We start from the raw sequence: 25,070 nt of genomic DNA, 5'->3' as shown, positions 1-25,070 counted from the left end.
ATTTTGTTACAATCATGTTTTTCCAGTTTCCGAGTAAAACATGAAATTAATGATAGGTTTGGCAGCATTGAGCTTAAATGCATTTACTGTATCAGCACATGACAGCGATGGGGCTTTGTATTCCAATGAATTTTTAGCAGATGTGGTTGAGCTCAGGGATCAGGCATTAAGCCACCCTTTGGCTTATGATTTAACCGAATCCCTAACCACTGAGGTGGGTGCCCGGTTAGCTGGCAGTCCAGGAGATGCCAAAGCAGTGGCTTGGGGGAAGGCCAAATTTGAATCATTGGGTTTTGATCGAGTGAGTCTAGAACCGGTTACTTTTGATCGTTGGACCAGAGGTGTTGAAACAGCAGAGGTGATCGCACCATTCCCTCATCAGTTGGCCATCACCGCATTGGGCAGAACCCTTCCTACTGCTGAAGCAGGATTGCAAGGCGAAGTGATTCATTTCTCCACATTGGCTGATTTGGCAGCAGCAGATCCTGATGAGGTGGAAGGTAAAATCACCTTCATCAGTAACCGCATGGAACGTCATAAAGACGGTTCCGGTTATGGAAAAGCAGTCGATGCACGTGGAACAGCAGCTCAAGTCACCGCTGCCAAAGGTGGTATTGCAGCCATCATCAGATCAATTGGTACCGATAACAACCGCACACCTCATACAGGAGCGGCCAAATATGATAAGACCATACCATCTGTGCCTGCGGGTGCGATTTCAAATCCTGATGCTGACTTATTGGTTAATATGTTTAAACGCAATCTGCCGGTAGAAATAAAATTAAAACTCACATCACACTGGGATGGTACTTACACCTCACACAATGTGATTGGCGACATATTGGGTAATGAGCTTGCTGATCAGTTTATTGTCATTGGTTGCCATTTAGACTCATGGGATTTGGGTACTGGAGCCATCGACGACGCATCTGGTTGTGGTATTACCATGGCAGCCGCTCATTTGATTAAACAACACTTAGGACCATTAAAAAGAACCATTAGGGTGGTTCTCTGGGCCAATGAAGAGTATGGCTTGTCCGGTGCTACTGCTTATCATGAAGCACATAAAAATCGAATGGCACAGCATATTTTGGGCGGTGAATCTGATTTTGGCGCTGGAAAAATCTATGCATTGGGAACACGAGTTGCAAACGCCGCGTTGCCAATAGTGAATACAATGGCTGAACTGCTTAAACCATTAGGCATTGAATACAGCAACAATAAAAGTTCATCAGGTGCTGATTTAATTCCTTTAAGAGCTGCTGGAATGGCTGTGTTTGGACTTAAACAGGATGGCACTCAATATTTTGATTACCACCATACAGCCAATGATACTTTGGACAAAATTGATCGCGATGAATTGGCACAAAATGTGGCCGCTTGGGTTGTAGTGACAGCCTTGGCAGCGAATACCCTGCATGATTTTGGTTTTGACTTAACCGATCAATAAGTGTTATTTAATAAATAAGAACAATAAAAAAGCCTGAATTAATCAGGCTTTTTTGTGCTGGAAAATAATTAGGCAGTCTTCAATATCGACTTTTGTCTGATTCAGGCTAATTCAGTGTTACGTATGCAACAAATATCGTTGTTATGAAAAATTAGACATTGGTTTTAATATGACTTCATGCATGCGACTTTCTTAACATTTATTGGTACAATCATTTTTTTATAAAATTGAGAGAAGCGTATGACTGATAAAGTATCCATAGCTAAGTTTATCCCACTGGTTTTGATCCTGGTGTTGTTTTTAATTGGATCAAGATTCTGGGTCAGTGTGCCTGTAGGACATGTGGCAGTAGCCACTTTATTTGGTCAGGTACAAACGGACACTTATCCTGAAGGCTTGACCATTCCAGTCAATCCTTTGTTGAAATTTCATGAGTTTGATGTCAGAGAACAAACCCACAAAGAAAGGGCGCAGGTTCCATCACAAGATCAATTACAAACTTCGATTGAGGTGAGCGTTCAGTACCGCTTGAATGGCGGTATGGCCAGCACCATTTTGAAAGAGACAGGTAATGCTGAAAGTATGATTAATGTTCAGTTGGTACCGAAGTTGCGTTCGTTGCTCAGAGAACAGGGCAAGTCAATTAAGCGGGCTGAAGATTTTTTCTTAGAGGAAACTCAGGTTCAATTACAAACTGATTTAACCTTGGGTCTGGCAGATTACCTGGAGCCAAAAGGGATCAGTGTTTCTGCCGTGCTGATTCGCGACATTTCATTGCCACCATTCATTACCAAAGCGATTGAAGCGAAGAAAGAACGGGAACAAGAGGTTGAGAAACAAAAAGCTGAATTGGAACGGTATCGAACTGAACAGCAACAATTGGTGGCTCAGGCCGAAGCCCAAAGAAAAGCTGCTGAAGAAGAAGCCAAAAAACGTCGACTATTGGCGGATGCCCAAGCGTATGAAATTGAGAAAATCAATACCGCCATCGGCAACAACCCCAATTACGTTAAACTGCAAGCCTTAGAAGCATTGAAAAGCATTTCAAAAGATCCGGCTTCAAAAATTTACTTTATAGACAGTGACTCCCCACAACCACTGCCATTGATGCATTTATCTGATCCCAATAAATAATCACCTGAATGGCCCCAGTGAGTTGAGATGTTTTTAACTCACTGGGTTCTGTTATTTACCTTAAAAAGGAATTGCCTGCATGAAAACATTTGATTTTAAATCATTGGAAAGAAGCTATTTAAAAGTCTTTAGAATCAGTGCAATCATCATGACAGCGTTGATTGCTGTGCCTTTCACTATAGGATCGTCGGTGTTTTGGGATTTTGCTTGGCCACTGCGAGTGGTCGCTTATTTATTTATTTGGTTGGTGTGCTATGGCTTGGTGCATTGGTATTCATTGCATTGGTACAAGGCTTACCAGTACCAATTAACCGCCGCTGGTCTGAAAATCCACAAAGGGGTGTTTTGGCAACAACAAAACATGGTGCCAAGGAATCGGGTGCAACACATAGACATCACCACCGGGCCCTTAGAGCGCAGGTTCGATTTGAGTAAGTTGGTAGTTCACACAGCTGGCACCAGAAATGCCACCATCACGTTACCTGGACTGTTGCATGAGGATGCGGCTGATTTGCGACAAGAATTGATCAACACCAACCAAGCAGAAGACACGGTTTAATCGTTATGGAGTTAAAAACCAAAGGATACAGGCTACATAATATTTCCCCCTTGTTTCTATTTATCGAAGCAGTAAAGAAAATGGTTTTGCCTTTACTGTTCGGCATCATTGGAACCAGTGGCGATCGACAAGACATGATCATCATTGGCATTGCTGCATTCGCATCAATCATTACCATTGTTCAATTTTGGTTTTATCATTATTGGTTGGAAGAGGACCGCTTGGTCGTTAAAGAAGGTATTTTATTTAAATCATTGAGGCAAGTTCCATATGAGCGGATTCAAAACCTCAATATTGAAAGAAATTTACTGCATAAATTTTTCAAGGTAGGTACTTTGCAAGTTGAGTCAGCTTCTGGGGTCAAGCCTGAAGCGGTGGTTCGTGTGGTGGCCGATGAGCAAATCAAACACATCCAGCAAGTCATCAAAAACAAAGCCAATGTGCATGCAAAGAACGCCGCCATTGACCTGGACTCTGACCATGATGAGGCAGTAGATTCAGCGGCTGATGACTCCAAACCGATGTATCAAATGAGTAACAAAGACGTGACCAGTTACGGGTTTATTACTCACAAGGCTTTGGTGCCGATTGGTATTGTGGGCTCGGTACTTTCACAAAACGACTTTTACCGCCAAAAATTTATCAATGTGGTGCAAAAATTTGTTGGTGACCTGCATATAGAGCAATGGGCATTGACTCAATGGCTGATATATGGTGCGGCATTTGTGGTGGTCATGATGGTCACAATTTGGTTGTCATCCATTGCATTGGCCTTTTTGAAATTGTACCAATTTAAAATTTCTAAAATCGATAAAAACCTGCATGCGGAAATGGGGTTATTAACTAAAATAACGGCCAATATTCCGATCAAAAGAATCCAATTGATTAAGATCAAACATTCACCGTTACACCGTTATTTTAAGAAGGTCAGTGTAAAGATGGAAACAGCGGGTGGAGTGACAGAACAAAGTGGCATCACCATGAAGTGGCTTGCTCCCTTGGTTTCAAAATTTAATGCCCAACAACTGATTGCTCAAATCCAACCTGAAGTGGACTGGCAGGACATTAAGTGGCTGAACCTTGAATCGAGGGCTTGGAAACGAGTCTTTAAAAGAATGATGTTATTGGTTTTGGTTCCGATGTTGCCTTTGGTGTTTTATTACCAGTGGATTGGGTTAACTCCTTTGTTATTGACACCACTGGTTTTTTTGTATGCAAAAGCGTATATCAATAAAGCCGGCTATGCAGTGAATGATCAAATCATAGCTTATCGTCACGGCGTTTTTTTTCATACCCTCAGTCTGGTAAAAATTGCCAAAATCCAGAATATATCATATTTACAAACGCCATTTGATCGACGCAATAAAATGGCTCGATTGACCGTGGACACAGCTGGATCAAATCCAGTTACCCAAGAGATTAATTTACATTATATAGATGTGGAAAAAGCCGATAAGCTGATGGCCAAATTATCTGATAAAGTCAGTGAATCAAAGTTTGTTTGGTGATTGGGCCAGACAGATTAAATGCCATTGTGACAGATGATTGAAATCATTAACAACCACATTTAATCCACATAATTGTCGACTTTATTTTCTTAGAAATTTAACCATGCGAGACAACAGTTGGTCTTTGTCAATGAAGCGGTGTTTGATGACTGCCAATGTGTGGATAATGATGCTTACCAACAACACCTTGGCAACAATTGCATGTACTTCTTCCATCAATTCATGAAAGTCAGGCATTTTACCCATTGGGCTGGGAATGCTGAACCAATCAAATACATTGATGGGCGCGCCACGGCTCCAAATTAAAAATGGACCGCTGAGTGCCATGATCAAAACCGATAACAACAGAACCCAGTGAACTATTTGAGTCAAACGTTTTAGGGTTTTTTTCTGCTCAAAAGCTTGTGGTGATTGAGTAAATACACGCCAGAAAACACGGAACCATAAAAAGACAAAAAACAGACCACCCACACCGATATGTAATTTAAGCCAGTATGATTTCTCGTCACCTCGAGGCATGTCATTGAAATATAAACCAACGGCAAGCATACCAATAACGATGAGTGCACCCAGCCAATGATTGAGTCGTGAGATGAATCCATAGTGATTCGCAGTGTCTTTTATATTCATGTTGTTTTTCGTGTTACTTTAAGTTAATTAAAAAGGCAATTCCAAGGTGTCACTGACCGCCAGTAATTGCTTGCGGAATTCTTCTTTAATGCGCTCTAACGACGCTTCGTCATCGGCATCAAACCTGATGACCAAACAAGGCGTGGTATTTGAACACCTGACCAGTCCCCAGCCATAGGCAAAATCTGCACGTATGCCGTCAATGGTGGTGATTTTGGCATCAGGAAATTCAGCGATACTGATGAATTCATCCATGAATAAGTAATGCTCGCCTTCTTTCATATGGACTTTGAGCTCAGGGGTGTTGACACTGTTTGGTAATGTGTCAAAAACTTCTTGTGGGGTGCCTTTCTCTTGGTCCAATATCTCTAACAGCCTGGCAGCTGCGTAAATACCATCGTCAAAGCCAAACCAACGTTCATTGAAAAAGAAATGCCCGCTCATCTCACCTGCCAATGCCGCATTGGTTTCCTTCAATTTTGCTTTCATGAATGAATGGCCTGTTTTCCACATAATTGGCATGCCACCATTCTTAACGATGGATTTAGGTAAGTGCCCAGTACATTTAACATCGAAAATAATGCTGGAACCTGGCTGTCTGCTTAACACATCTTTGGCAAACAACATCAATAGTCGATCTGGGTTGATGATTTCACCAGACTTAGTGACTACGCCTAAGCGATCACCGTCACCATCGAAGGCGATGCCAATGTCAGCATCCACTGATTTTAAGGTGGCAATCAAATCCTGTAAGTTTTCAGGTACACTGGGGTCAGGATGGTGGTTGGGAAAATGTCCATCGACGTCGCAATGTAATGGAATCACATTACACCCAATCTCTTCCAACAGTTCTGGAGCAATGATGCCTGGAATGCCATTGCCACAATCAACCACAACAGTGGGTTCATTTTCCAATTGTATTTCAGAACTGATGTAGTCGATGTAGTCATCGGCAATGTCCAACTCTTGAACGCTGCCTTCACCAGATTTCAAGTTGCCATCGGCAATCATGTCATACAAATTTGAAATTAATTTACCTGCCAGTGTCTCGCCATCAAGCATGATTTTTAAGCCATTATAATTTGGAGGATTGTGACTACCGGTTAACATCACACCTGAACCAGTTTCCAAATGATGGGTTGAAAAGTATAGGACGCCCGTGGGCACCGCACCGATATTGATGACGTCACAGCCACTTTGTTGGATGCCTTGAATCAGCGCTTTTAATAAGGTGGGGCCAGACAGTCTACCGTCTCTGGCCACAACAATGGATGGACGTCCACGATTTAAGTTTTCCGTGCCAATGGCCTGCCCAATTTGAATCACTGCATCTGTCGTTAAGGTCTCGTCTACGATGCCTCGGATATCGTACGCTTTGAATATGGTTCTGTCAGGTAACTTCATTTTGCCTGATGGTTCGTCAATTGAATTTTGGTGACCCAGTTTTTTATGACCTTTTTCATTGTCTTCTGATGCCTCGCCCTTGTTCATTTTACTGGTGGGAACAAATACAGGTTCCTCTTCTTGTTGCTTGATTTTGATGGCCGTTAGCTCTTCAATTTTTGCTTTTCTGTTGATAAATGTAGCTATGGTTAAAATCAAAGCTGAAAAAGTCGCAATGATGCTGCTCAATAGAGTCATACTGAATAAACCGGTATATGACTTTTCTACCGAGTAATTGACATAGAAATTGGAATTTGGAATTTTTATTTCCTTGGCGTCTCGCGACGAACTGGGGTCAACATGACCCCATTTTTGTAAGACCACGCTGCTCCAAGCTCCCGCTTTTTGCACCAAAGACAGTTCGCTGTTTTCGAATTGTAGTTTCTGCTTTTTAACGATTAAATCCACCGGATAGCTGATTACAATGTAGGATTGTTCGGGTTTTTGTATGTAGACATAATTAAGGTATTGGTCTTTGTGACCATACAAATGAATTTCAGGTAATTGCTCTTGTTGGGTGGCACTGGTTATTTTAATCATATCCAGAGTGGCAAAATTAATACCTGGAAAATTGGGTTCAGGTTCTATGTTATCAACAGGTTCTGTGATTCTGAGTACCCTGAGTGCTGTGCCAAGCTGCTCTTTGAGCTTTTGCGCAAGTTGTTCATCATCAGGATTGTCTTTGATCGTCTGGGCAGCCAATTGGTAAACATCATTGACGTTTTTGGTAACAGCAGCCACTAAATCCTCGCTTTGATCAGTGAGTTGACTGAGCGCCCTGGTCTCAACCCAGTTGTTTTTCATGATATAAGCAAAAAACAACAACAAAAGCAAAGAAGTCAGAAAGGCTGAAGTCCAAAACACCTCATCTTCAAACTTAACCAAGGGTTTTAATTTTTTAGTGATGCTCGTTTCAGCATCACTGTCAACCTCATCTGTCTTGTCTTTTTTTGAAAAATTCATTTTTTCTAATAGTTTCTTTATATCCATTATTTCACTCCCGTGTGACCAAAGCCACCATGGCCTCTTGAACTGTCGTCAAAAGAATCAACTTGATTTAATTTAACTTGAACGACAGGTAAAAAGACCAGCTGTGCAATGCGCGCACCGCGATCAACCGTATAAGCAATGTCTGAACGGTTCCAACAAGACACAAACAGTTGTCCCTGATAGTCTGAATCGATTAAACCGACCAAATTGCCTAAGACCAAACCATGTTTATGACCCAGACCAGACCTTGGTAATATAACTGCAGCCAATTGAGAGTCACTGATGTGGATGGATATGCCAGTCGGAATGAGGTGGGTTTCACCTGGATTGATTGTCAATGATTCTTCAAGACAAGCGCGTAAATCCATGCCAGCTGAACCTTCAGTTGAATACTCAGGTGTACCAAATTCTTCAGTAAATTTTTGATCTACAATCTTTAAATCAATAGATTTCATGCCATTGTCTTGATGAATAAAAAGCATTGATTTTAAACTACAATGAATAAAATCGCCAATCGTTATGCATTCGTACACAACTGTAGGAAGATATTGACAGATATCAGTTGTCTGCAGCGCTAACATATTCATTTTTGTCATTAATTGTCATGTTAAACAATCCTTTACACAGACAAATGCCTCGGGAAAAATTGGTTTCGCAAGGAGCTGAATACTTAACTGATGCCGAGTTATTGGCCATATTCCTGAGAACAGGGGTTGCAGGGAAACCAGTCATTGAGCTGGCTCGAGATTTGTTGGTGCATTTTGGCAGCGTAAAATCAATTATTGAATCATCCTTGGTTGAGTTTACCGACATGCATGGTTTAGGCTTGGCTAAATATGCACAATTAAAAGCAGCCAGCGAACTGGTTAAACGAGCCATTAACGAAGGATTTGATCCTAAAACGGTGTTCTCTGATCCTGAAGTGGTGGAAGCTTTTTTGTTGGCAAATTTTACAAACACCCAACATGAGCAGTTTGGGGCGCTGTTTCTCAACAGCAAAAATCAATTGATTAAATTTGAATACTTATTCAGTGGTAGCATTAATTCAGCTCAGGTGTATCCACGCACGGTGGCTCAATACTGTCTAAAACTCAATGCTGCAGCGGTCATATTTGCTCACAACCATCCTTCGGGAGATGTGACGCCAAGTCAGTCTGATGTGACTTTGACCGTACAACTAAAAAAAACCTTGTTGTTGATAGATGTAAAAGTTTTGGATCATTTTATTGTGGGCATCAATCAAACATTTTCCATGGCGGCAAATCAAATGATATGAATTATTGTTGGTTTTTGATATGCTATGTCTTCAATAATACTGAATCAACATATTACAGAAGTGTTTGGAAATCGATTAAATCCAGTTGCCAGAGCTGAAAAATATATAGAAAAAGGTAATTATAAAAAAGCCTTAAAAATATTGGCAAAAACATTCAAAAAATACCCTAACAGCTTAGATTTGGCTCGTTTGCGATTTGAGTATGGCAAATACATTCCATTTGACGACATGCATCATGAAGCTGCTATAGATTATTTCAACCTGCAAATGCAATTTGATGTGTCCGGTGAGAAAGTGCATAACGACTTTGTTAAGTACATGACAACCACTCAGGGTCGGATCCAAATCGATGACGAAACCTTGGTTAAACTTTCTGTGGTTTTTGCTGCCAATGGATTTGAGAACAATGCCATTTACATCATCAATAACATGATCAGAAAGGAATGTGAACTGCCTGAGTTTGTCGATGCTTTGGTGGCCATCATCAATTACTTTGAAGAAAAGGGCGTTGATAAGAAAACTTCAGGTTATAAAAACTACCTGAAATGGCATTATCCTGACCATGAAATGACCCACTACATTCTGTCACGCAATACTTACGAGTAATCTCATAACAGCCTTCGACCCCATTAAATGGAATACATTTTAGTGGTCAGTTTCTTTTCAATAAATTGATTGATTTGTTTGCTTATTGACTCTGCAGATAAACCCGCTTCTTCCAACAATTCTTCCCTGGTTCCATGGTCCTGAAAATGATCGGGTAGGCCCAGGTTCAATACCGGTGTCTGAATTTTAAGCTGGTGTAAAACTTCATTGACATGGCTGCCTGCGCCACCTTGAATCACATTGTCTTCTATTGTCACTATGAGGCTGTGTTTCAGTGCCATTTTTTGTATCATGTTGCGATCAATGGGCTTAATGAACCGCATGTTGACCACTGTGGCATCAAGTTTTTCAGCCACGGCAGTGACTTGGTTTAATAAAGCACCAAATGACAAAATGGCAATTTCTTTGGCACCTTTTCTGATCACTTTTGCTTCACCCAATGGAATGGTGGCCATCTTAGGTAAAATGGCAGAGCCGGGGCCCTTGCCTCTGGGGTATCTGACGGTTGCGGGACCCTTGTGTTGGTAACCTGTATACAGCATTTGTCTGCATTCGTTTTCATCAGCTGGGGCCATGATGGTCATGTTGGGAACGCACCTTAAAAAACTGATGTCCAAATTGCCTGCATGGGTGGCTCCATCCGGGCCTACCACGCCACCCCGGTCAATGGCAAACAGCACATCTAAATTTTGAATGGCCACATCATGAATTAATTGATCATAGGCCCTTTGTAAGAAGGAAGAATAAATGGCAACCACAGGTTTAATCCCTTCACAGGCCATGCCCGCGGCCAATGTAACGGCATGTTGTTCAGCAATGCCAACATCAAAATACCTTTTGGGAAATAATTTGGAAAATTCAACCAAACCAGACCCTTCGCGCATGGCTGGAGTAATGGCAACCATTTTAGAATCGATTCTTGCCATGTCACACAGCCATTGACCGAAAACTTCAGTGTAACTGGGTGTGGAGGGTTGTGATTTTGATTGAATGCCGACAGCTGGGTCAAACTGACCGACAGCATGGTATTTAATGGGGTCTTCTTCAGCAGGTTTGTAACCTTTGCCTTTTTTGGTGATGATGTGCAGCAGCTTAGGGCCGTCAATTTCTTTGGCTATTTCAAGTTTTTCAACCAATTGCTCAACATCATGACCATCGATGGGGCCTAAATGATGGAAGCCCAACTCTTCAAACAAGGTGTTGGGAACAAACATGCCTTTGGTGTGTTCTTCCCATCGAGACATGAATTTCCATAACCATGAACCCCGACGCATGATGCGTTTTGAACGTTCACGCATGCGATTGTATGTTCTGCCACTGACTATTTTGATTAACATGCGGGATAAGGCACCTACATTCGGAGAAATAGACATTTCGTTTTCATTCAGTACCACCAACATATTGGTGTCAAGTTCACCGCCATGATTCAAAGCTTCATAAGCCATACCAGCAGTCATGGCTCCGTCACCGATCACCGCCACCACTTCTCGTTCAGTGCCCGCAATTTGACTGCCTAAAGACATGCCCAGTGCGGCACCAATTGAAGTGGATGAATGTCCTACTCCAAATGTATCGTATTCGCTTTCAGTCCTTTTGGGAAAAGGTGCCAAACCATGTTTTTTCTTGATGGTTTGTAATTGATGTTTTCTGCCAGTCAATATTTTATGCGGATAGGCTTGGTGTCCAACGTCCCAAACGATGCGGTCATGCGGCGTGTTAAACACATAGTGTAATGCCACGGTTAGTTCTACGGTACCTAAACCAGAACCAAAATGACCACCACACTGTGAAATTTCATCAATGAGAAACTGTCGCAATTCATCCGCAGTTTGCGTCAGTTGTGATTTTTTTAATTGACGTAAATCTTCTGGTAAGTTGATTTCATCAAGTAGTGGGTATTTTTTGTTCATGATTCACTCATACCATTGGGGTTATTGAGATTTTCCTTGATTGGCCACAGCGTTCATGGCTTCAGCCAATTCGTCTTGGTTGCCAAGGTAGTAACTTTTGATGGGTGTTAAGTCATCGTCTAATTCATAAACAAGTGGAACACCTGTCGGAATGTTGAGCTTTAAAATTTCTTCTTTTGAGACTTGGTCTAAATATTGAACCAGCGAACGCAATGAATTGCCATGGGCTGCTATAACAATCCTTTTTCCGGCCTTCAGGTCTGGCACAATGTTTTGGTGCCAGTATGGCAAGACGCGCTCGACCGTATCCTTCAGGCATTCGCCTAATGGGATCTGCTCTTTGTCTAGGTGTGCATACCTTCTGTCGCCAGCGATGTTGCGCTCATCATCCCAGTCTAGTTTTGGTGGTGGAATGTCATAGCTTCTGCGCCATATGTGAACTTGGTCATCACCATATTTTTCAGCAGTCTCGGCTTTGTTTAGCCCTTGTAAGGCGCCATAATGTCTTTCATTCAAACGCCAAGAGCGGGTTACCGGTAGCCACAATTGATCCATCACTTCTAAAGTAATGTTCAATGTTTTGATGGCTCTTTTTAATACTGATGTGTGGGCTTGATCAAATTGAAACCCAGCTTCGGCCAATAATTGTCCAGCTGAGTTGGCTTGGGCCACTCCATTGGGAGTTAAATCAACATCTTTCCATCCAGTGAATTTATTGGCCAAGTTCCATTCGCTTTCACCATGTCTTAACAGTACAAGTTTAATCATTAATCGACTTTGATAATAAAACGCCAATTATACCATGAAAGGATGAAATGACAGCTGATTCTACAGCATTATGAGGGGTGCGGTGTCTATAATTTCTTACAACAGAGTCGGTGTTTTGCCATAGTCAGTTATTGGTGCTTTTTATATGATGGTTCCTACATTCTCTGGAATATCAGTTATGAACGAATTGGAATTAAAACAAATCATGAAAGAAATAGAAGCCATCATCAATCAATTGGCAGAGTGTAGTTATTGTAAAAAAGGCATGGATTTACGTAGTAAGAAGTTATTGAGTGAATTGTTTCAACTGAAAATACAACAGGCCTGTTCCATCAAAAAAGCCAGTTAATCATAGGCAAAGAAACAGCGATAAATATGAGGGTCATCAGGCTGCCCACTTTCAAAAAGTCTTTCACACTGTAGCCGCCAGGTCCCATGATTAATGCGGAAACTTGATGCGTTGGTAACAGGAACGCATTGGAAGTTGATATCGCGACGATCAAAGCATAAACCACAGGATTGCCTCCAGTTTCTAAGGCTATGTTGATGGCCAATGGAACCAATAAGACAGTGGCGCCTACATTGGACATCACCAAAGAAAACAAGGTGGCTAAGCAGGCAATGGCCAATTGATAGACGATTTGCGGTACGGTACCTAGAATTTGAATCACGTTTTGTGCAATCCAAGCCGCTGCTCCTGTATGTTCCATGGCATAGCCCAATGGAATCAAACAGGCCAGCAAAAATACCGTCTTCCAGCTCACAGCCCGATAGGCTTCATCCATATTCAATACACCAAAAATAATCATACCTATCGCACCAGTCAATAAAGACAGTGACAATTTCAAATCGGTAAAAATTACCAAGCTTAAACTGAGTGCGAAAAATAACAGGGCAAAAGGGATTTTTTGCGGGCGTTGTGGTTCTGCAGGAATGTCACTGACCAATGCTACATTGCGAGAACGTCCCAATCCCATTTGATCGGTCCATCGACCATGAATAATGAAGGTGTCGCCTAATTGCAATTCCAGGTCATACATTTCTTCACCGGTGTAAATGCGATTGCTTCTTGAAACAGCCAATATGGTAATGGCAAATTCTTTGCGAAAATGAAATTCTGACAGTTTAACCCCTAAATACCTGGAACCGGGGACTACCACAGCTTCAGAAGTGCCAGAAATGGATGGGTTGAAGTCTAATTTAAATTGTTTTAATTTGGGTAAGACCGTTAAGTTAAATTCTTCTGCGAAATCTTTGACCTGATCTGCGCTGCCCATAACACCCAAGATGGCGCCATTCCAAATGAATTTGCTTCTTGGTGGGGATAACATCGATTCGCCTTCGGTAAATAAGGCCACGATGTTCGGGATGTGGTTATCAAACTCCAATTCCTGAATCATTTTACCAACCAACGGACTGTCTTTATTGACAATCATTTCCGTGATGTTTTTGTCAATGCCATAAGTGTCGCGAAAATAACTGTCGGATTTGTGGTTGTTGATGTGAGACATTTCTTTTGCTTGTGGTAATAAGAAACGACCTATCAACAAAAAGTACAAAACACCACTTGCCAGTAATGCCAAGCCAATTGGCGTGGTGGCAAACAAGTCAAATGATTCCATGGTATCAGCCCCAGGTGGTAAGGAGCGATTAGAGGTTTCAATCAAATCATTAAGCAAAATCAATGGTGATGAACCCACCATTGTGACGGTACCACCCAATATGGCACAAAAGCCCATGGGCATCAGTAAGCGAGAAATGGGTAATTCAGCAGCACTGGAAATTTTACTCATCACGGGCAAAAATAAGGCTGTGGCACCCACATTTTGCATGAAACCTGAAATGCCTCCGACCGTCAATGAAACCACTGGCATCACCGACTTTTCGGTTTTACCGCCAATTTTTAAAATAAAATTGGCCACCGCTGTCATCACACCGGTGCGATCCAACCCGGCACCCAAGATCATCACAGCAATGATGGCGATCACTGCATTGGATGCAAAGCCATCAAACAGGTGTGCATCAGGAACCAGGCCAGACAATCCAAGCATAACCAAAATCAATAAGGCTGCCACATCAATTCGAATCACTTCTGTAATGAACATCAGCACGGTATATGCCAAAATGGCAAAAACCATAAGCATTTCATTGGTCAGTGGCAGCATTTCCATTAGGTTTTGGTCATGATTAAGTCATAAGTACCGTGGTCAAGTTTGATGCCCCTGCGTTCAAATTTAGTGATGGGTCGCCAGTCAGGGCGGTCAGCAAACCCATTGTCTGGTTGTTGGTTAGTCAGCCATGAATTTTCAGCCAACAATGCTTGAACTTCAATTGCATAAGGCTCCCAATCAGAAGCATAATGCAAGCGGCCACTGGGTCTTAATTTAGGTCGAATCAAATCTAAAAATTCTTGGCTCATGATTCTTCTTTTGTGATGACGCTTTTTGTGCCAAGGGTCAGGGAAATAGACATGAATGGCTGACAGTGAATGGTCTTGGATAAAAAGGTTCAGCATATCGACGGCATCGTTGCGGATGATGCGCACATTTTTTAAGTTAAATTCTTTGATGGCCATCAATAAATGACCCACGCCTGGTAAGTGAACTTCAATGCCCAAAAAGTTAACTTCTGGGTATTTTTGAGCGGCATGGATAATTGATTCACCGTTACCAAAGCCAATATCAAGCCAAACAGGGTGGTCGTTGCCAAACAAGGTTGTGAAATCTATTTTTTCTTTGGGGTCAAAAGCAAAAACCGGCATCAATTCTTCAACCGCCTTTTTTTGGCCCACAGTCATTTTTCCTTTTCTCAATACAAAGCTGCGAATTTGCCGATCAGTTGATTCGAATTTCATGTGATGTGGTTCGTTTGAATCAGCTCATTTTACAGAAAGTTAACATCACTTGACCATTGTTTTCTTTTGCACTGGACGGATTGTTAAACCATACCAAAGATTATTAGACTGAATACAGTAGGTGATTGATGCGTTATGCTTCAGCAAATCTTCTCATTAAACAATGATTATGTCTGTGGTTACAAACAAGGTTCTGCATGGTGTTGGATGATCATTTGGTGGTCATGGATTATTTTTATGTTGTCATGGTCTGTTAAGGATTGACTCGTCTGATCAAAGACATGATCATGTGGGTATGGGTTTTTGTCATAAAATATAAAAGGCAAGCAGACAATTTTTTGTATTAATTGGGCGTTTAATAAGGCTTTAAGTGCTCTGTCAAAACTCAAGTTGCATGGAAAATGGCAATCAGCCAACAAGCTGATGATTTGATGGCTGGGGTGTTGAGTGGTCATTCTGAGGTACAACAACAATTCGCACAATTCTTGGCTGGGCACCAGCCCTTTGCTTTTGAGGTCGCTATTGATTTGATAAAGTTGTAAGCATTTTTGATGGAAGAAACTGGCTTCAATCAAAAATGATTGAGCCGTTTGTTTGTCCAACAGAACTTTTTCATTGTGGCAGACCGGTGTTGTTTTGTCGCCGGTCACTGATTTAAATAGTTGCCATGCCATTGGGCCAAACCACTGTCTGAGTATTCGGTTTCTTTTTAGTTGGGTCATCTTTAAACAACATTCATTGCTTTGCCGGTGGTTGTTTATTAAAGTCAGTTGCCAAGTCATTTTATCAATCAATTGAATGTTAAAATATAGATTATAATGATAATCATTCTCATTACAAGAATAAAGCTCGATATCCTTTTTAATTGGGTAAAAATAAAATCATATATTGACCCAGATATGACACAATGAGAAAATATGTAACATGTTGCGCAATATATTGCATATAATTCGAAAATGAATCACTTAAACAATCAATCAGTGGTCCGATCTTTCATTGGTAAACATGCCGATGATTTAGGTAATCTGATCAGTGTGCAAATCAAACCCATTTATGAATCACTGGGTATTGTGGTGCCTGTAAAATCTTGTTCTATTATTCATTACCTCAATCAAAATAACTTGATTGATAAAGCAGGAGCCTCATTGGCAGATTTGTCCAAGTCACTGAAACAATCGCACCAGTTGGTGAAGCAAAAACTGCCCAGGCTATTGAAATTGGGGTTGATTGAGGTTCAGCAAGATGCCAACGATAAACGGCGGTTGTTGTATTCATTAACCCGCTTGGGCAATGAACAAGCCAAGCTGTTGAATGAAAATTCATTAGAAAAAGTTTATGCAGATCTATCCGCAGAAATCGGTACCGACTTGTATCAAGTGTTGGTTGCGGCGATCAATGGTTTGAAAAAGAAAGACCTGCTAACCCGATTCAATGAACAAAATAAGCGATGAGTGACGTTCATTAAAAAACCTTAATAAATTAAAACAAACAAGAGAGAAGTATGACTGATCGAATAATCAAAGCACCAACCGGAACCCAGCTGAATGCAAAGTCATGGTTAACTGAAGCGCCATTAAGGATGTTGATGAATAATTTAGATCCCGACGTGGCTGAACGGCCAGAGGATTTGGTGGTTTATGGCGGTATTGGCAAGGCGGCCAGAAATTGGGATTGTTATGATGCCATTGTTGAATCATTGAAACAGTTGGAAGATGATGAAACCTTGTTGGTTCAATCGGGTAAACCTGTAGGGGTTTTCAGAACCCATGCAGATGCGCCGAGGGTGTTGATTGCCAATTCTAACCTGGTACCCAATTGGGCCAATTGGGAGCATTTCAATGCGTTGGATAAAAAGGGATTGATGATGTATGGACAAATGACCGCTGGTTCATGGATATACATCGGCTCACAAGGCATTGTACAAGGTACCTATGAGACATTTGTTGAAGCGGGTCGTCAACACTTTCAAGGTGACACAGCTGGTAGATGGGTGTTAACTGGTGGCTTGGGTGGCATGGGTGGCGCCCAGCCTCTGGCTGCAACCATGTCAGGTTACTCCATGATTGCAGTTGAATGTGATGAGACGCGCATAGACTTTAGATTAAAAACTGGCTATGTAGATAAAAAAGCGCGTTCGGTGGATGAGGCCATGTCATTGTTGAATCAGGCGATTGAACAGGGTCAAGCCATTTCCATCGGATTATTAGGCAACGCAGCAGATGTTTTTCCACAAATGTATCAGTCTGGCATACGGCCTGACTTGGTTACTGACCAGACTTCAGCACATGACCCAGTCAATGGTTATTTGCCGCAAAACTGGAGTGTAGAACAATGGCGAAAAGCCGCTAAAGACGACCCGCAGCGGGTGGCCAAAGAAGCCAGAAAATCAATGGCCGTGCAAGTTCAGGCCATGTTGGATTTTCACGCTTTGGGCATTCCAACAGTTGATTATGGTAACAACATCAGGCAAGAAGCTTTTAATGTTGGGGTAGAAAATGCTTTTGATTTTCCAGGATTCGTTCCGGCTTATGTCCGGCCCTTATTTTGCCGCGGGGTGGGGCCATTCCGTTGGGTGGCCTTGTCAGGTGATCCAGAAGACATTTATAAAACCGATGCCAAAGTGAAAGAATTGATTCCAGATGATCCTCATCTGCATAATTGGTTGGACATGGCCAGAGAGCGCATCCAATTTCAAGGCTTGCCCGCTCGAATATGTTGGGTGGGATTGGGTCAGCGCCATAAATTAGGCTTGGCCTTTAATGAAATGGTCAAGACGGGCGAACTCAAAGCACCTGTGGTGATTGGGCGTGATCATTTGGACTCAGGTTCTGTGGCGTCCCCTAACCGTGAAACGGAAAGCATGAAAGACGGTTCCGATGCGGTTTCGGATTGGCCCTTGTTGAATGCTTTGTTGAACACGGCAGGTGGTGCCACTTGGGTATCCTTGCATCATGGAGGTGGCGTGGGTATGGGTTACTCTCAGCACTCAGGTGTGGTGATTTGTTGTGATGGCAGCGATGCAGCTGCCAAACGAATTGAACGCGTATTATGGAATGACCCGGCCACAGGTGTGATGCGTCATGCCGATGCGGGTTATGCAATGGCTGAAAAATGTGCCCGTGAATACGGGTTGAATTTGCCTATGTTGTCAAAACAGGCAATGGAGAAATAAAATGAGTATGACAATTTCAAGCCAAGGTTTTACTTTGGCCGATTTAAGGGGAATTTGGCAGGCGCCGATTCACATTGATGTTGATGACCACATGTTGCAAGGGGTGATTCGTTCTCGTCAGACCATTGAAGAAGTGGCTGCATCTGATCGCACGGTTTACGGAGTTAATACCGGCTTTGGATTATTGGCCAACGTAAAAATTGCCAAAGATGAATTAGACACCTTGCAGCGAAATTTAGTGATTTCTCATGCTGTCGGTGTGGGCAATCCCATTGACACAAATACCACCCGATTGATTATGGCATTGAAAGCCATGAGCTTGTCGCAGGGTGTTTCTGGCATTCACCCCAACACATTAAAGTTGTTGTTGGAAATGATAAACCATGAAATATACCCAATCATTCCTGAAAAAGGATCGGTAGGTGCATCGGGTGATCTGTCTCCATTGGCTCATTTAACGGCAGCCATGATAGGTTTGAGTGAAGTTAACTACAAAGGTTATGTGATGCCAGCCATGGAGGCTTTGGACCTGGCAGGTCTCAAGCCCATTAAGCTTGGTCCCAAAGAAGGGTTGGCATTGTTGAATGGCACACAGGTTTCAACCGCATTGGCATTGAAGGGATTGTTTTTGGCTGAAAATTGTTTTACTGCTGCAATCATGACGGGTGCATTGTCCATTGATGCGGCCAAAGGCTCGTTGGCCCCTTTTGATGAGCGTATTCACCAAGCGCGCAGACAAACAGGTCAGGTACAAGTGGCCAGGGCCATCAGGGGTTTGTTGAAAGACAGTGAAATAGTGGTGTCGCACGAAGATTGTGATCGGGTGCAAGACCCTTATTGTTTGCGCTGCCAGCCACAAGTGATGGGAGCTATATTGGATACCATCAATTATGTGGCTGATAAATTGTTGATTGAAGCCAATGCTGCAACTGACAATCCTTTGGTGTTTGCTGATGAAGGTGATGTGTTGTCGGGTGGTAACTTCCATGCCGAGCCAGTGGCTTTGGTGGCTGATTTCTTGGGTATAGCAGTGACCGACATGGCCAACATGTCAGAACGGAGGCTGGCCATGTTGATTGACCCGTCATTGAGTCGTTTACCGGCTTTTCTGGTACCTGATTCTGGCGTAAACTCTGGTTTCATGATTGCTCATGTGACGGCTGCTGCTTTGGCCTCTGAGAACAAAACCTTTGCACACCCTGCCAGTGTTGACACCATTCCAACTTCGGCCAACCAAGAAGATCACGTCAGTATGGCTACTTTTGCAGCCAGAAAGTTGACTGACATTGCTGAAAATTCAGCGGCTGTCATAGGCATCGAAATGATGGCGGCTTGTCAAAGCATAGATTTTCATCAAGGCCTAAGAACCTCTGATGCCTTGTTTGCTGTTTATGAAAAAGTACGGGAAGATGTGGCCTTTTTGGACAAAGACCGATTGCTTTCACCTGACATCAATCACATGCAACAATTGGTGTTGTCGGGACAATTAAATGTTTTCTTGCCAGCATTGTGTCCATCGTTGAAATGAAGCCATTTGAACTTTGGCAAGTAGAATCCCCCTTGGTCATCAGTGTACCGCATGATGGTGCGCTGATTCCAAGTGATGTTTTGTCAGTGATGAATCCTGCGGTGTTGGATTCAACGGACCGCGATTATTTGATTGGTGAGGTATTTGATTTCGAGGATTTAGCCTATTCAAAAATCAAAGCCAATTATTCTCGTCATGTGATTGATTTGAACCGCCCAGCTGATGGCAAAGCCTTGTATCACAATCAAGCTGAAACAGCGCTTTGTCCAAGCAGCACATTTGATTTTCAGTCAATCTACCAAGCAGGTCATGAGCCAGGTCAAGCTGAAATAGATCGTAGGATTGAGTTGTACTGGCAACCGTATCACGATCAATTGACTGAGCTGATCCAATCGGCAAAAGAACAATTTGGTTTTTGTGTTTTGATTGATGCCCACAGCATCGATGACGAGGTGCCAAGGTTTTTTGAAGGACAATTACCTGACATCAATGTGGGTACCTTTGATGGCCGCAGTTGTGAGAAGCCATTGGAGGACATGGTGCTTACTGAATTGGCGGGTCAAAATAATTTCACTTTCGTCAGCAATGGTCGTTTCAAGGGTGGGTTCATTACCCGGCATTATGGTCACCCCGAAAAGCACATTCATGCCATTCAGTTGGAACATGCCAAGGGTTCATATTTAGATGGTGCGTTAAAACTGTCAGTCAAAGCAGATTATTTGCGCCAATTCTGGCGCTCTGTATTTGAAAAAATTATACTCAAGATGAAGTGAATTAGACCTTGTATTTTGCTATAATCCGCTCCTAATTTTAGGCTCTGCAATCTGGATTGATTATGGGCCATTTCTTTATTTGGAGCGGACATGACAAAACAAACCATCATTTACACCATCACTGATGAAGCGCCTGCTTTGGCAACCTATTCATTTTTACCCATAGTACAAAAATTTGCTGGGCAGGCAGATGTTGAAGTGGAGACCAAGGACATTTCATTGGCCAGCAGGATATTGGCTCAATTCCCTGAGCGGCTGAAGGCTGGTCAAAAGTGTGAAGATGCTTTGGGTCAGTTGGGGGTGTTGGCAAAAACACCTGAAGCCAACATCATTAAGTTACCAAATATCTCAGCTTCTGTGCCGCAATTGAATGCAGCCATCAAAGAATTACAAGCCGCTGGTTATGATTTGCCTGATTGTCCTGAGGATCCTGAGACTGAAGAAGAAAAAGCCATCATGGCAAAATATGCCAATGTATTGGGCAGCGCGGTAAATCCAGTTTTGCGCGAAGGAAATTCAGATCGACGAGTGGCGGCAGCAGTTAAGGCTTATGCCAGAAAAAATCCGCACCGTTTAGGAGCCATTACAAAAAATTCTAAAACCCATGTAGCCCACATGGATGCCAATGACTTTTACGGCAGTGAACAATCCTATGTGATGCCAGCAGCTGATGAGGTTCGTATTGAACATGTCGGAACAGATGGTCAGGTCACTGTCATGAAATCAGCGGTGGCTTTACAAGCCGGTGAGGTGATTGATTCATCGTGTATGAGTGTGCGTGCCTTGCGTCAGTTTTTTGCCAAAGAAATTAAGGATGCCAAATCATCTGGCGTTTTGTTGTCATTACACCTAAAAGCCACCATGATGAAAGTTTCAGACCCCATTATGTTTGGTCATTCGGTTGAAGTTTATTATGCAGAGGTGTTTAAAAAACATGCCGCCACATTTGAAAAAATCGGCGTTGAAGTCAATAACGGTATCGGCAGTGTCTATAACAAAATCACTGAATTACCGGCAGCCAAACAGGCCGAAATCAAAGCTGATATAGCGGCTTGTTATGCCAATCAGCCTGCATTGGCCATGGTTGATTCAGACAAAGGCATCACCAATCTACATGTGCCGAATGATGTCATCATTGACGCATCCATGCCTGCCGCTATTAAATCATCGGCTAAAATGTGGAATGCCGAAGGCAAGCTTCAAGACACCAAAGCCATGATTCCAGATCGCAGCTATGCGGGCATTTATCAAGAAATCATTGCTTATTGTAAAGAGCATGGTGCATTTGATGTGGTCACCATGGGCAATGTTTGCAATGTGGGTTTGATGGCACAAAAAGCTGAAGAGTATGGTTCACATGACAAAACATTTGAAATGGCCAGCGATGGCATGATGCGTGTGGTCAATTCTTCGGGTGAAATCTTGATGCAACACGAAGTTGAACAAGGTGATATTTGGCGAGCCTGTCAAACCAAAGATTTGCCCATTCGAGATTGGGTTAAATTGGCAGTGACTCGGGCAAAAAACACGGGGTCTGCTGCAGTGTTTTGGCTGGATGAAAACCGCGCTCACGACCGCAACTTGATTGAAAAAGTGGAGCTCTATCTACAGGATCATGACACCACGGGTTTAGAAATAAAAATAATGAATCCAAAAGCGGCCATGCGTTATACCTGTGAACGAGTCACTGCTGGCTTGGATACCATTTCAGTCACCGGCAATGTGTTGCGTGACTACTTAACTGATTTGTTCCCTATTTTAGAATTAGGCACCAGTGCCAAAATGCTTTCCATTGTGCCATTGCTGGCCGGTGGTGGTTTGTTTGAAACTGGCGCCGGCGGATCCGCACCCAAGCATGTCCAGCAATTTGTGACCGAAGGTCACCTGCGCTGGGATTCATTGGGTGAGTTTTTGGCTTTGGCTGTTTCTTTGGAAGACATCGCTGAAAAAACCAACAACCAACAGGCCAAAGTTTTGGCTGCAGCTTTGGATGATGCCAATGAGCGCTATTTGAGTTTCAATAAATCACCTTCTCGTAAAGTCAACGAATTGGATAATCGCGGTTCACAGTATTATTTAACCAAATACTGGGCCAAGGCATTATCAGCACAGGATGAAGATGCAGCACTGAAAGCCACTTTTACTCAAGTGTTTGAAGCTTTGAAAAACAATGAAGCTCAAATTTTACAAGAGTTGATTGATGCGCAAGGTTCGCCAGTTGATATCGGTGGTTATTTTCAGCCCAATGATGCACTGGCAAAAGCAGCCATGCGTCCCAGCTCAACCTTTAATCAAATCATTGATTCAATTTAAACTTGTTAAGAGGCACCTATTGACTGGGTGCCTCTTGTGTTGGTTCAATGCCCAAATCGGTTTTTAATAAGGATTTTAGGCGCTTTACAATTGACTTGATACGGTTTTGTTGCGACCCGTGTTTTTTGCTTCATACATGGCCAAGTCGGCAACTTTGATTTTTTCTTTTAATGAGTCATCAGCTTTGCATGTCGCAATGCCGACTGAAAAACCAATGGTGGGGCATTGGAGGTCATTTTTAATGTTGATGCGCTTGGCTTGTTGTCTGATGTTTTCAATGATGGTGTGAATTTCACTGTATTCAATATCAATAAATGCCAGTAAAAACTCCTCACCCCCAAACCTTCCCACCAAGTTCGGTGGTTGTATGTTTTGCTGACAGATTTTCCCCATGGCTTGTAAAACTTGATCGCCCACATCATGGCCCAGCTGGTCGTTGATTTGTTTAAAATGGTCAAGATCGAGCATAGCCAGGTATATGGTTTGTTGGCTTTTTAATTGTTGATGGTACTGATCCAGTTGTTGCCATATATAAGAGCGATTGGCCAAGCGGGTTAAACTGTCAAAATTGGCGGATTGAAATAAAAGTTGTTTTTGTTTCCTGGATTTAAGCGCCAACAACAACAGCAGCAGCACAATAACTGTGGTGGCAATGATGGCTATAATCAGGATTTGGTTTTGTTGTTTTTCTTTGGTCAGGTTTAGTTTTTGCACCGCATTTTCTTGGCTTAACAACAGGTTGGCATTGGCCTGTTCCTCCAATTCGAACTGTGTTCTTAATTCGTGTAATTGACGGGTGCTTTGTTGGGCTTGTAATTTTTGCTTTTTACCCACGGTGTTGATCAATTGATTGAATGCCAGTTGGTATTGGCCTTGTGATGCCAGTAGTTTCGATTCAATTTCTTCTAAGCCAATGCTTTGCATGGGCATGCGTTCTTGATTGAGGTATCGTTTGGCTTGGTCTAAATTCAGTTGAGCGTTGATGATGTCGTTTTTCTTTAAGTACAATTCAGTGAGTGTTTTATAGACATCAAACAACATGAAGTTATTTTCACTCAGCTCAAATAACTCAGCCGCTTCAATTAACATCGACTCAGCCAAATCGATTCGATCATTTTCAAAATGCAATGGTGCCAGTTCCTTTAAAGCATACGCCACACCTTGGTCATCGGCTATGGCCCTGGAAATGTCCAGTGATTCTTGCAATTGGTTGGTACCCAACTCACTTTTTCCAATGTTTTTATTGGCACGTCCAAGGCCATAAAGGGCAATTGAAAGTTCTAGTAAGTTTTTTGAGGCCCGGTGATAGTCAACGGCTTCTTGAAAGTAGGGGATGGCCAATTCATTTTCTTTGCGGTACTCATAGACCAAGGCGATGCTGCTGGCTATAGCGCTTTTGGTGACGATGGCATCTTTGCTTGGGGCCAATTCATAGGCTTGCATGAATGCATCCAAAGCTTTGACTGGTTCTCTCAATGTGTTTTCTATGTAGCCCAAACCGACCAAAGCATCAATCAGTAATTCTTTGTTGTTATTTTCTGTTGCCCATTCTACCGTTTGTTTAATCAGGGGCAGGGCTTCTTTGGCTTGTCCAGAGAGTTCCATCGCCTGTGTTTTAACCACCATGATGCTGTGATACAACCAATCTGCTTGGTTTTCTGCCAGGTTATCCAGTGCCAAGTTGGCTTCAGTCAATGATTTTTGTGGGTAGGCCAGGGTTAAATAAGCCAGGCTCAATGTATAGTGATGTTGTGCTTTGAGGTGGGTGTTTTCAGGTGGTACGGCGATCAGTGCCATGTCGCTCAGTACCTGTTGCGGGTTGGTTCCCAAGTCTTTGTTGAACTTTTGGTATTGCGGTGCCAAGTCTTCAGTGCTTGCTGATGCTTGGTTCAACACTTGAATCGTTAGAAGTAAAACAAAGCCGAGGGTCTGCAACTTAAATGACATAAATTCATGTTCCTGCCTATGGATTTTGACATTGTAACTGATGAATTTAGGATTGGCTTGGTTGACCCATTGAAAAGTTGATATTAATCGGCCAATTTGTGGTTAAAATGCGCTGCCTTGTTTATCGCCTAAAAAAGGTGGTGAATAAGGCTTTCTGGGGTTGGTTCTGACTTTCGTCCTTTTTAATTCAAACCAGCAATATCAATAAC

At 42.5% G+C, this 25,070-nt stretch carries 21 protein-coding genes; 12 read left to right on the top strand and 9 right to left on the bottom strand.

The window, feature by feature from the left end; genetic code table 11:
• Nucleotides 1-40: 40 nt before the first annotated feature.
• From CCS90_RS09915 to CCS90_RS09900, 4 genes are all read left to right on the top strand, one after another.
• Nucleotides 41-1,450: a M28 family peptidase gene (locus CCS90_RS09915; protein WP_099019372.1), complete on the top strand. Its 1,410-nt coding sequence runs from the start codon at nucleotides 41-43 to the stop codon at nucleotides 1,448-1,450.
• A 240-nt stretch (nucleotides 1,451-1,690) separates the two neighbouring features.
• Nucleotides 1,691-2,584, top strand: coding sequence for an SPFH domain-containing protein (locus tag CCS90_RS09910; protein WP_099019371.1), 894 nt, complete (start codon nucleotides 1,691-1,693; stop codon nucleotides 2,582-2,584).
• A 79-nt stretch (nucleotides 2,585-2,663) separates the two neighbouring features.
• Nucleotides 2,664-3,143, top strand: a complete 480-nt coding sequence (locus CCS90_RS09905; protein WP_099019370.1) for a PH domain-containing protein — start codon at nucleotides 2,664-2,666, stop codon at nucleotides 3,141-3,143.
• Nucleotides 3,144-3,223: 80 nt separating this feature from the next.
• Nucleotides 3,224-4,651, top strand: a complete 1,428-nt coding sequence (locus tag CCS90_RS09900) for a PH domain-containing protein (protein ID WP_162846797.1) — start codon at nucleotides 3,224-3,226, stop codon at nucleotides 4,649-4,651.
• Nucleotides 4,652-4,732: 81 nt separating this feature from the next.
• On the opposite strand, the gene CCS90_RS09895 is transcribed toward CCS90_RS09900, so the two are convergent.
• The 3 genes from CCS90_RS09895 to dut are packed head-to-tail and all read right to left on the bottom strand — an operon-like array spanning nucleotide 4,733 to nucleotide 8,196.
• On the bottom strand, nucleotides 4,733-5,281 hold the full coding sequence (locus CCS90_RS09895) for a cytochrome b (protein WP_099019368.1): 549 nt from the start codon (nucleotides 5,279-5,281) through the stop codon (nucleotides 4,733-4,735).
• Between the two features lie 27 nt (nucleotides 5,282-5,308).
• Nucleotides 5,309-7,714, bottom strand: coding sequence for a phosphomannomutase/phosphoglucomutase (locus tag CCS90_RS15165; protein WP_306475079.1), 2,406 nt, complete (start codon nucleotides 7,712-7,714; stop codon nucleotides 5,309-5,311).
• Nucleotides 7,714-8,196, bottom strand: a complete 483-nt coding sequence (dut, locus tag CCS90_RS09885; RefSeq protein WP_442757008.1) for a dUTP diphosphatase — start codon at nucleotides 8,194-8,196, stop codon at nucleotides 7,714-7,716. The genes CCS90_RS15165 and dut overlap by 1 nt, the downstream gene beginning before the upstream one ends.
• 122 nt (nucleotides 8,197-8,318) lie before the next feature.
• Between dut and radC the strand changes: the two genes are divergently transcribed.
• Together radC and CCS90_RS09875 are read left to right on the top strand one after the other, a co-directional pair.
• The gene (gene radC / locus CCS90_RS09880) at nucleotides 8,319-8,990 is read left to right on the top strand and encodes a RadC family protein (protein ID WP_099019367.1); all 672 of its coding nucleotides are present in this window, start codon (nucleotides 8,319-8,321) and stop codon (nucleotides 8,988-8,990) included.
• A 24-nt stretch (nucleotides 8,991-9,014) separates the two neighbouring features.
• A complete protein-coding gene (locus tag CCS90_RS09875) occupies nucleotides 9,015-9,596 on the top strand; it encodes a hypothetical protein (RefSeq protein ID WP_099019366.1) in 582 nt (193 codons plus the stop codon).
• A gap of 23 nt (nucleotides 9,597-9,619) precedes the next feature.
• Here the strand turns inward: CCS90_RS09875 and dxs are convergent, their stop codons facing one another.
• A complete protein-coding gene (gene dxs, locus CCS90_RS09870; RefSeq protein WP_099019365.1) occupies nucleotides 9,620-11,506 on the bottom strand; it encodes a 1-deoxy-D-xylulose-5-phosphate synthase in 1,887 nt (628 codons plus the stop codon).
• A gap of 21 nt (nucleotides 11,507-11,527) precedes the next feature.
• Nucleotides 11,528-12,274 (bottom strand): 2,3-diphosphoglycerate-dependent phosphoglycerate mutase, encoded by a 747-nt coding sequence (gene gpmA, locus CCS90_RS09865; RefSeq protein WP_099019364.1) that lies wholly within the window; start codon nucleotides 12,272-12,274, stop codon nucleotides 11,528-11,530.
• Nucleotides 12,275-12,452: 178 nt separating this feature from the next.
• On the opposite strand from gpmA, the gene CCS90_RS14950 reads away from it, so the two are divergent.
• Nucleotides 12,453-12,623 (top strand): hypothetical protein, encoded by a 171-nt coding sequence (locus tag CCS90_RS14950; RefSeq protein WP_162846796.1) that lies wholly within the window; start codon nucleotides 12,453-12,455, stop codon nucleotides 12,621-12,623.
• On the opposite strand, the gene CCS90_RS09860 is transcribed toward CCS90_RS14950, so the two are convergent.
• The 3 genes from CCS90_RS09860 to CCS90_RS09850 form a co-directional block, all read right to left on the bottom strand.
• Nucleotides 12,607-14,439: an SLC13 family permease gene (locus CCS90_RS09860; protein WP_211337007.1), complete on the bottom strand. Its 1,833-nt coding sequence runs from the start codon at nucleotides 14,437-14,439 to the stop codon at nucleotides 12,607-12,609. The two genes, CCS90_RS14950 and CCS90_RS09860, sit on opposite strands and share 17 nt — an antisense overlap.
• 5 nt (nucleotides 14,440-14,444) lie before the next feature.
• On the bottom strand, nucleotides 14,445-15,128 hold the full coding sequence (trmB, locus tag CCS90_RS09855) for a tRNA (guanosine(46)-N7)-methyltransferase TrmB (RefSeq protein ID WP_099019362.1): 684 nt from the start codon (nucleotides 15,126-15,128) through the stop codon (nucleotides 14,445-14,447).
• Between the two features lie 179 nt (nucleotides 15,129-15,307).
• Nucleotides 15,308-15,910: a hypothetical protein gene (locus tag CCS90_RS09850; RefSeq protein ID WP_099019361.1), complete on the bottom strand. Its 603-nt coding sequence runs from the start codon at nucleotides 15,908-15,910 to the stop codon at nucleotides 15,308-15,310.
• Nucleotides 15,911-16,084: 174 nt separating this feature from the next.
• Here CCS90_RS09850 and CCS90_RS09845 point away from each other — a divergent pair, with 174 nt between their 5' ends.
• The 5 genes from CCS90_RS09845 (at nucleotide 16,085) to CCS90_RS09825 (ending at nucleotide 22,914) form a co-directional block, all read left to right on the top strand.
• Complete coding sequence (locus CCS90_RS09845) at nucleotides 16,085-16,579, top strand: helix-turn-helix domain-containing protein (RefSeq protein WP_099019360.1); 495 nt, start codon at nucleotides 16,085-16,087, stop codon at nucleotides 16,577-16,579.
• A 50-nt stretch (nucleotides 16,580-16,629) separates the two neighbouring features.
• Nucleotides 16,630-18,300, top strand: coding sequence for a urocanate hydratase (gene hutU / locus CCS90_RS09840; RefSeq protein WP_099019359.1), 1,671 nt, complete (start codon nucleotides 16,630-16,632; stop codon nucleotides 18,298-18,300).
• 1 nt (nucleotide 18,301) lies between these two features.
• Complete coding sequence (gene hutH, locus CCS90_RS09835) at nucleotides 18,302-19,828, top strand: histidine ammonia-lyase (RefSeq protein ID WP_099019358.1); 1,527 nt, start codon at nucleotides 18,302-18,304, stop codon at nucleotides 19,826-19,828.
• Nucleotides 19,825-20,601, top strand: coding sequence for an N-formylglutamate amidohydrolase (locus CCS90_RS09830; RefSeq protein ID WP_099019357.1), 777 nt, complete (start codon nucleotides 19,825-19,827; stop codon nucleotides 20,599-20,601). Before hutH ends, CCS90_RS09830 begins: the two co-directional genes overlap by 4 nt.
• A gap of 90 nt (nucleotides 20,602-20,691) precedes the next feature.
• Nucleotides 20,692-22,914: an NADP-dependent isocitrate dehydrogenase gene (locus tag CCS90_RS09825; RefSeq protein WP_099019356.1), complete on the top strand. Its 2,223-nt coding sequence runs from the start codon at nucleotides 20,692-20,694 to the stop codon at nucleotides 22,912-22,914.
• Between the two features lie 84 nt (nucleotides 22,915-22,998).
• On the opposite strand, the gene CCS90_RS09820 is transcribed toward CCS90_RS09825, so the two are convergent.
• On the bottom strand, nucleotides 22,999-24,861 hold the full coding sequence (locus tag CCS90_RS09820; RefSeq protein ID WP_099019355.1) for a GGDEF domain-containing protein: 1,863 nt from the start codon (nucleotides 24,859-24,861) through the stop codon (nucleotides 22,999-23,001).
• Nucleotides 24,862-25,070: the final 209 nt, after the last annotated feature.

Origin of the sequence: Marinicella litoralis (assembly GCF_002591915.1) — a bacterium.
Classification (GTDB): Bacteria; Pseudomonadota; Gammaproteobacteria; order Xanthomonadales; family Marinicellaceae; genus Marinicella; species Marinicella litoralis.
Note: the sequence above shows the minus strand (reverse complement) of the source record. Positions and strands in the feature narration are given on the sequence as shown.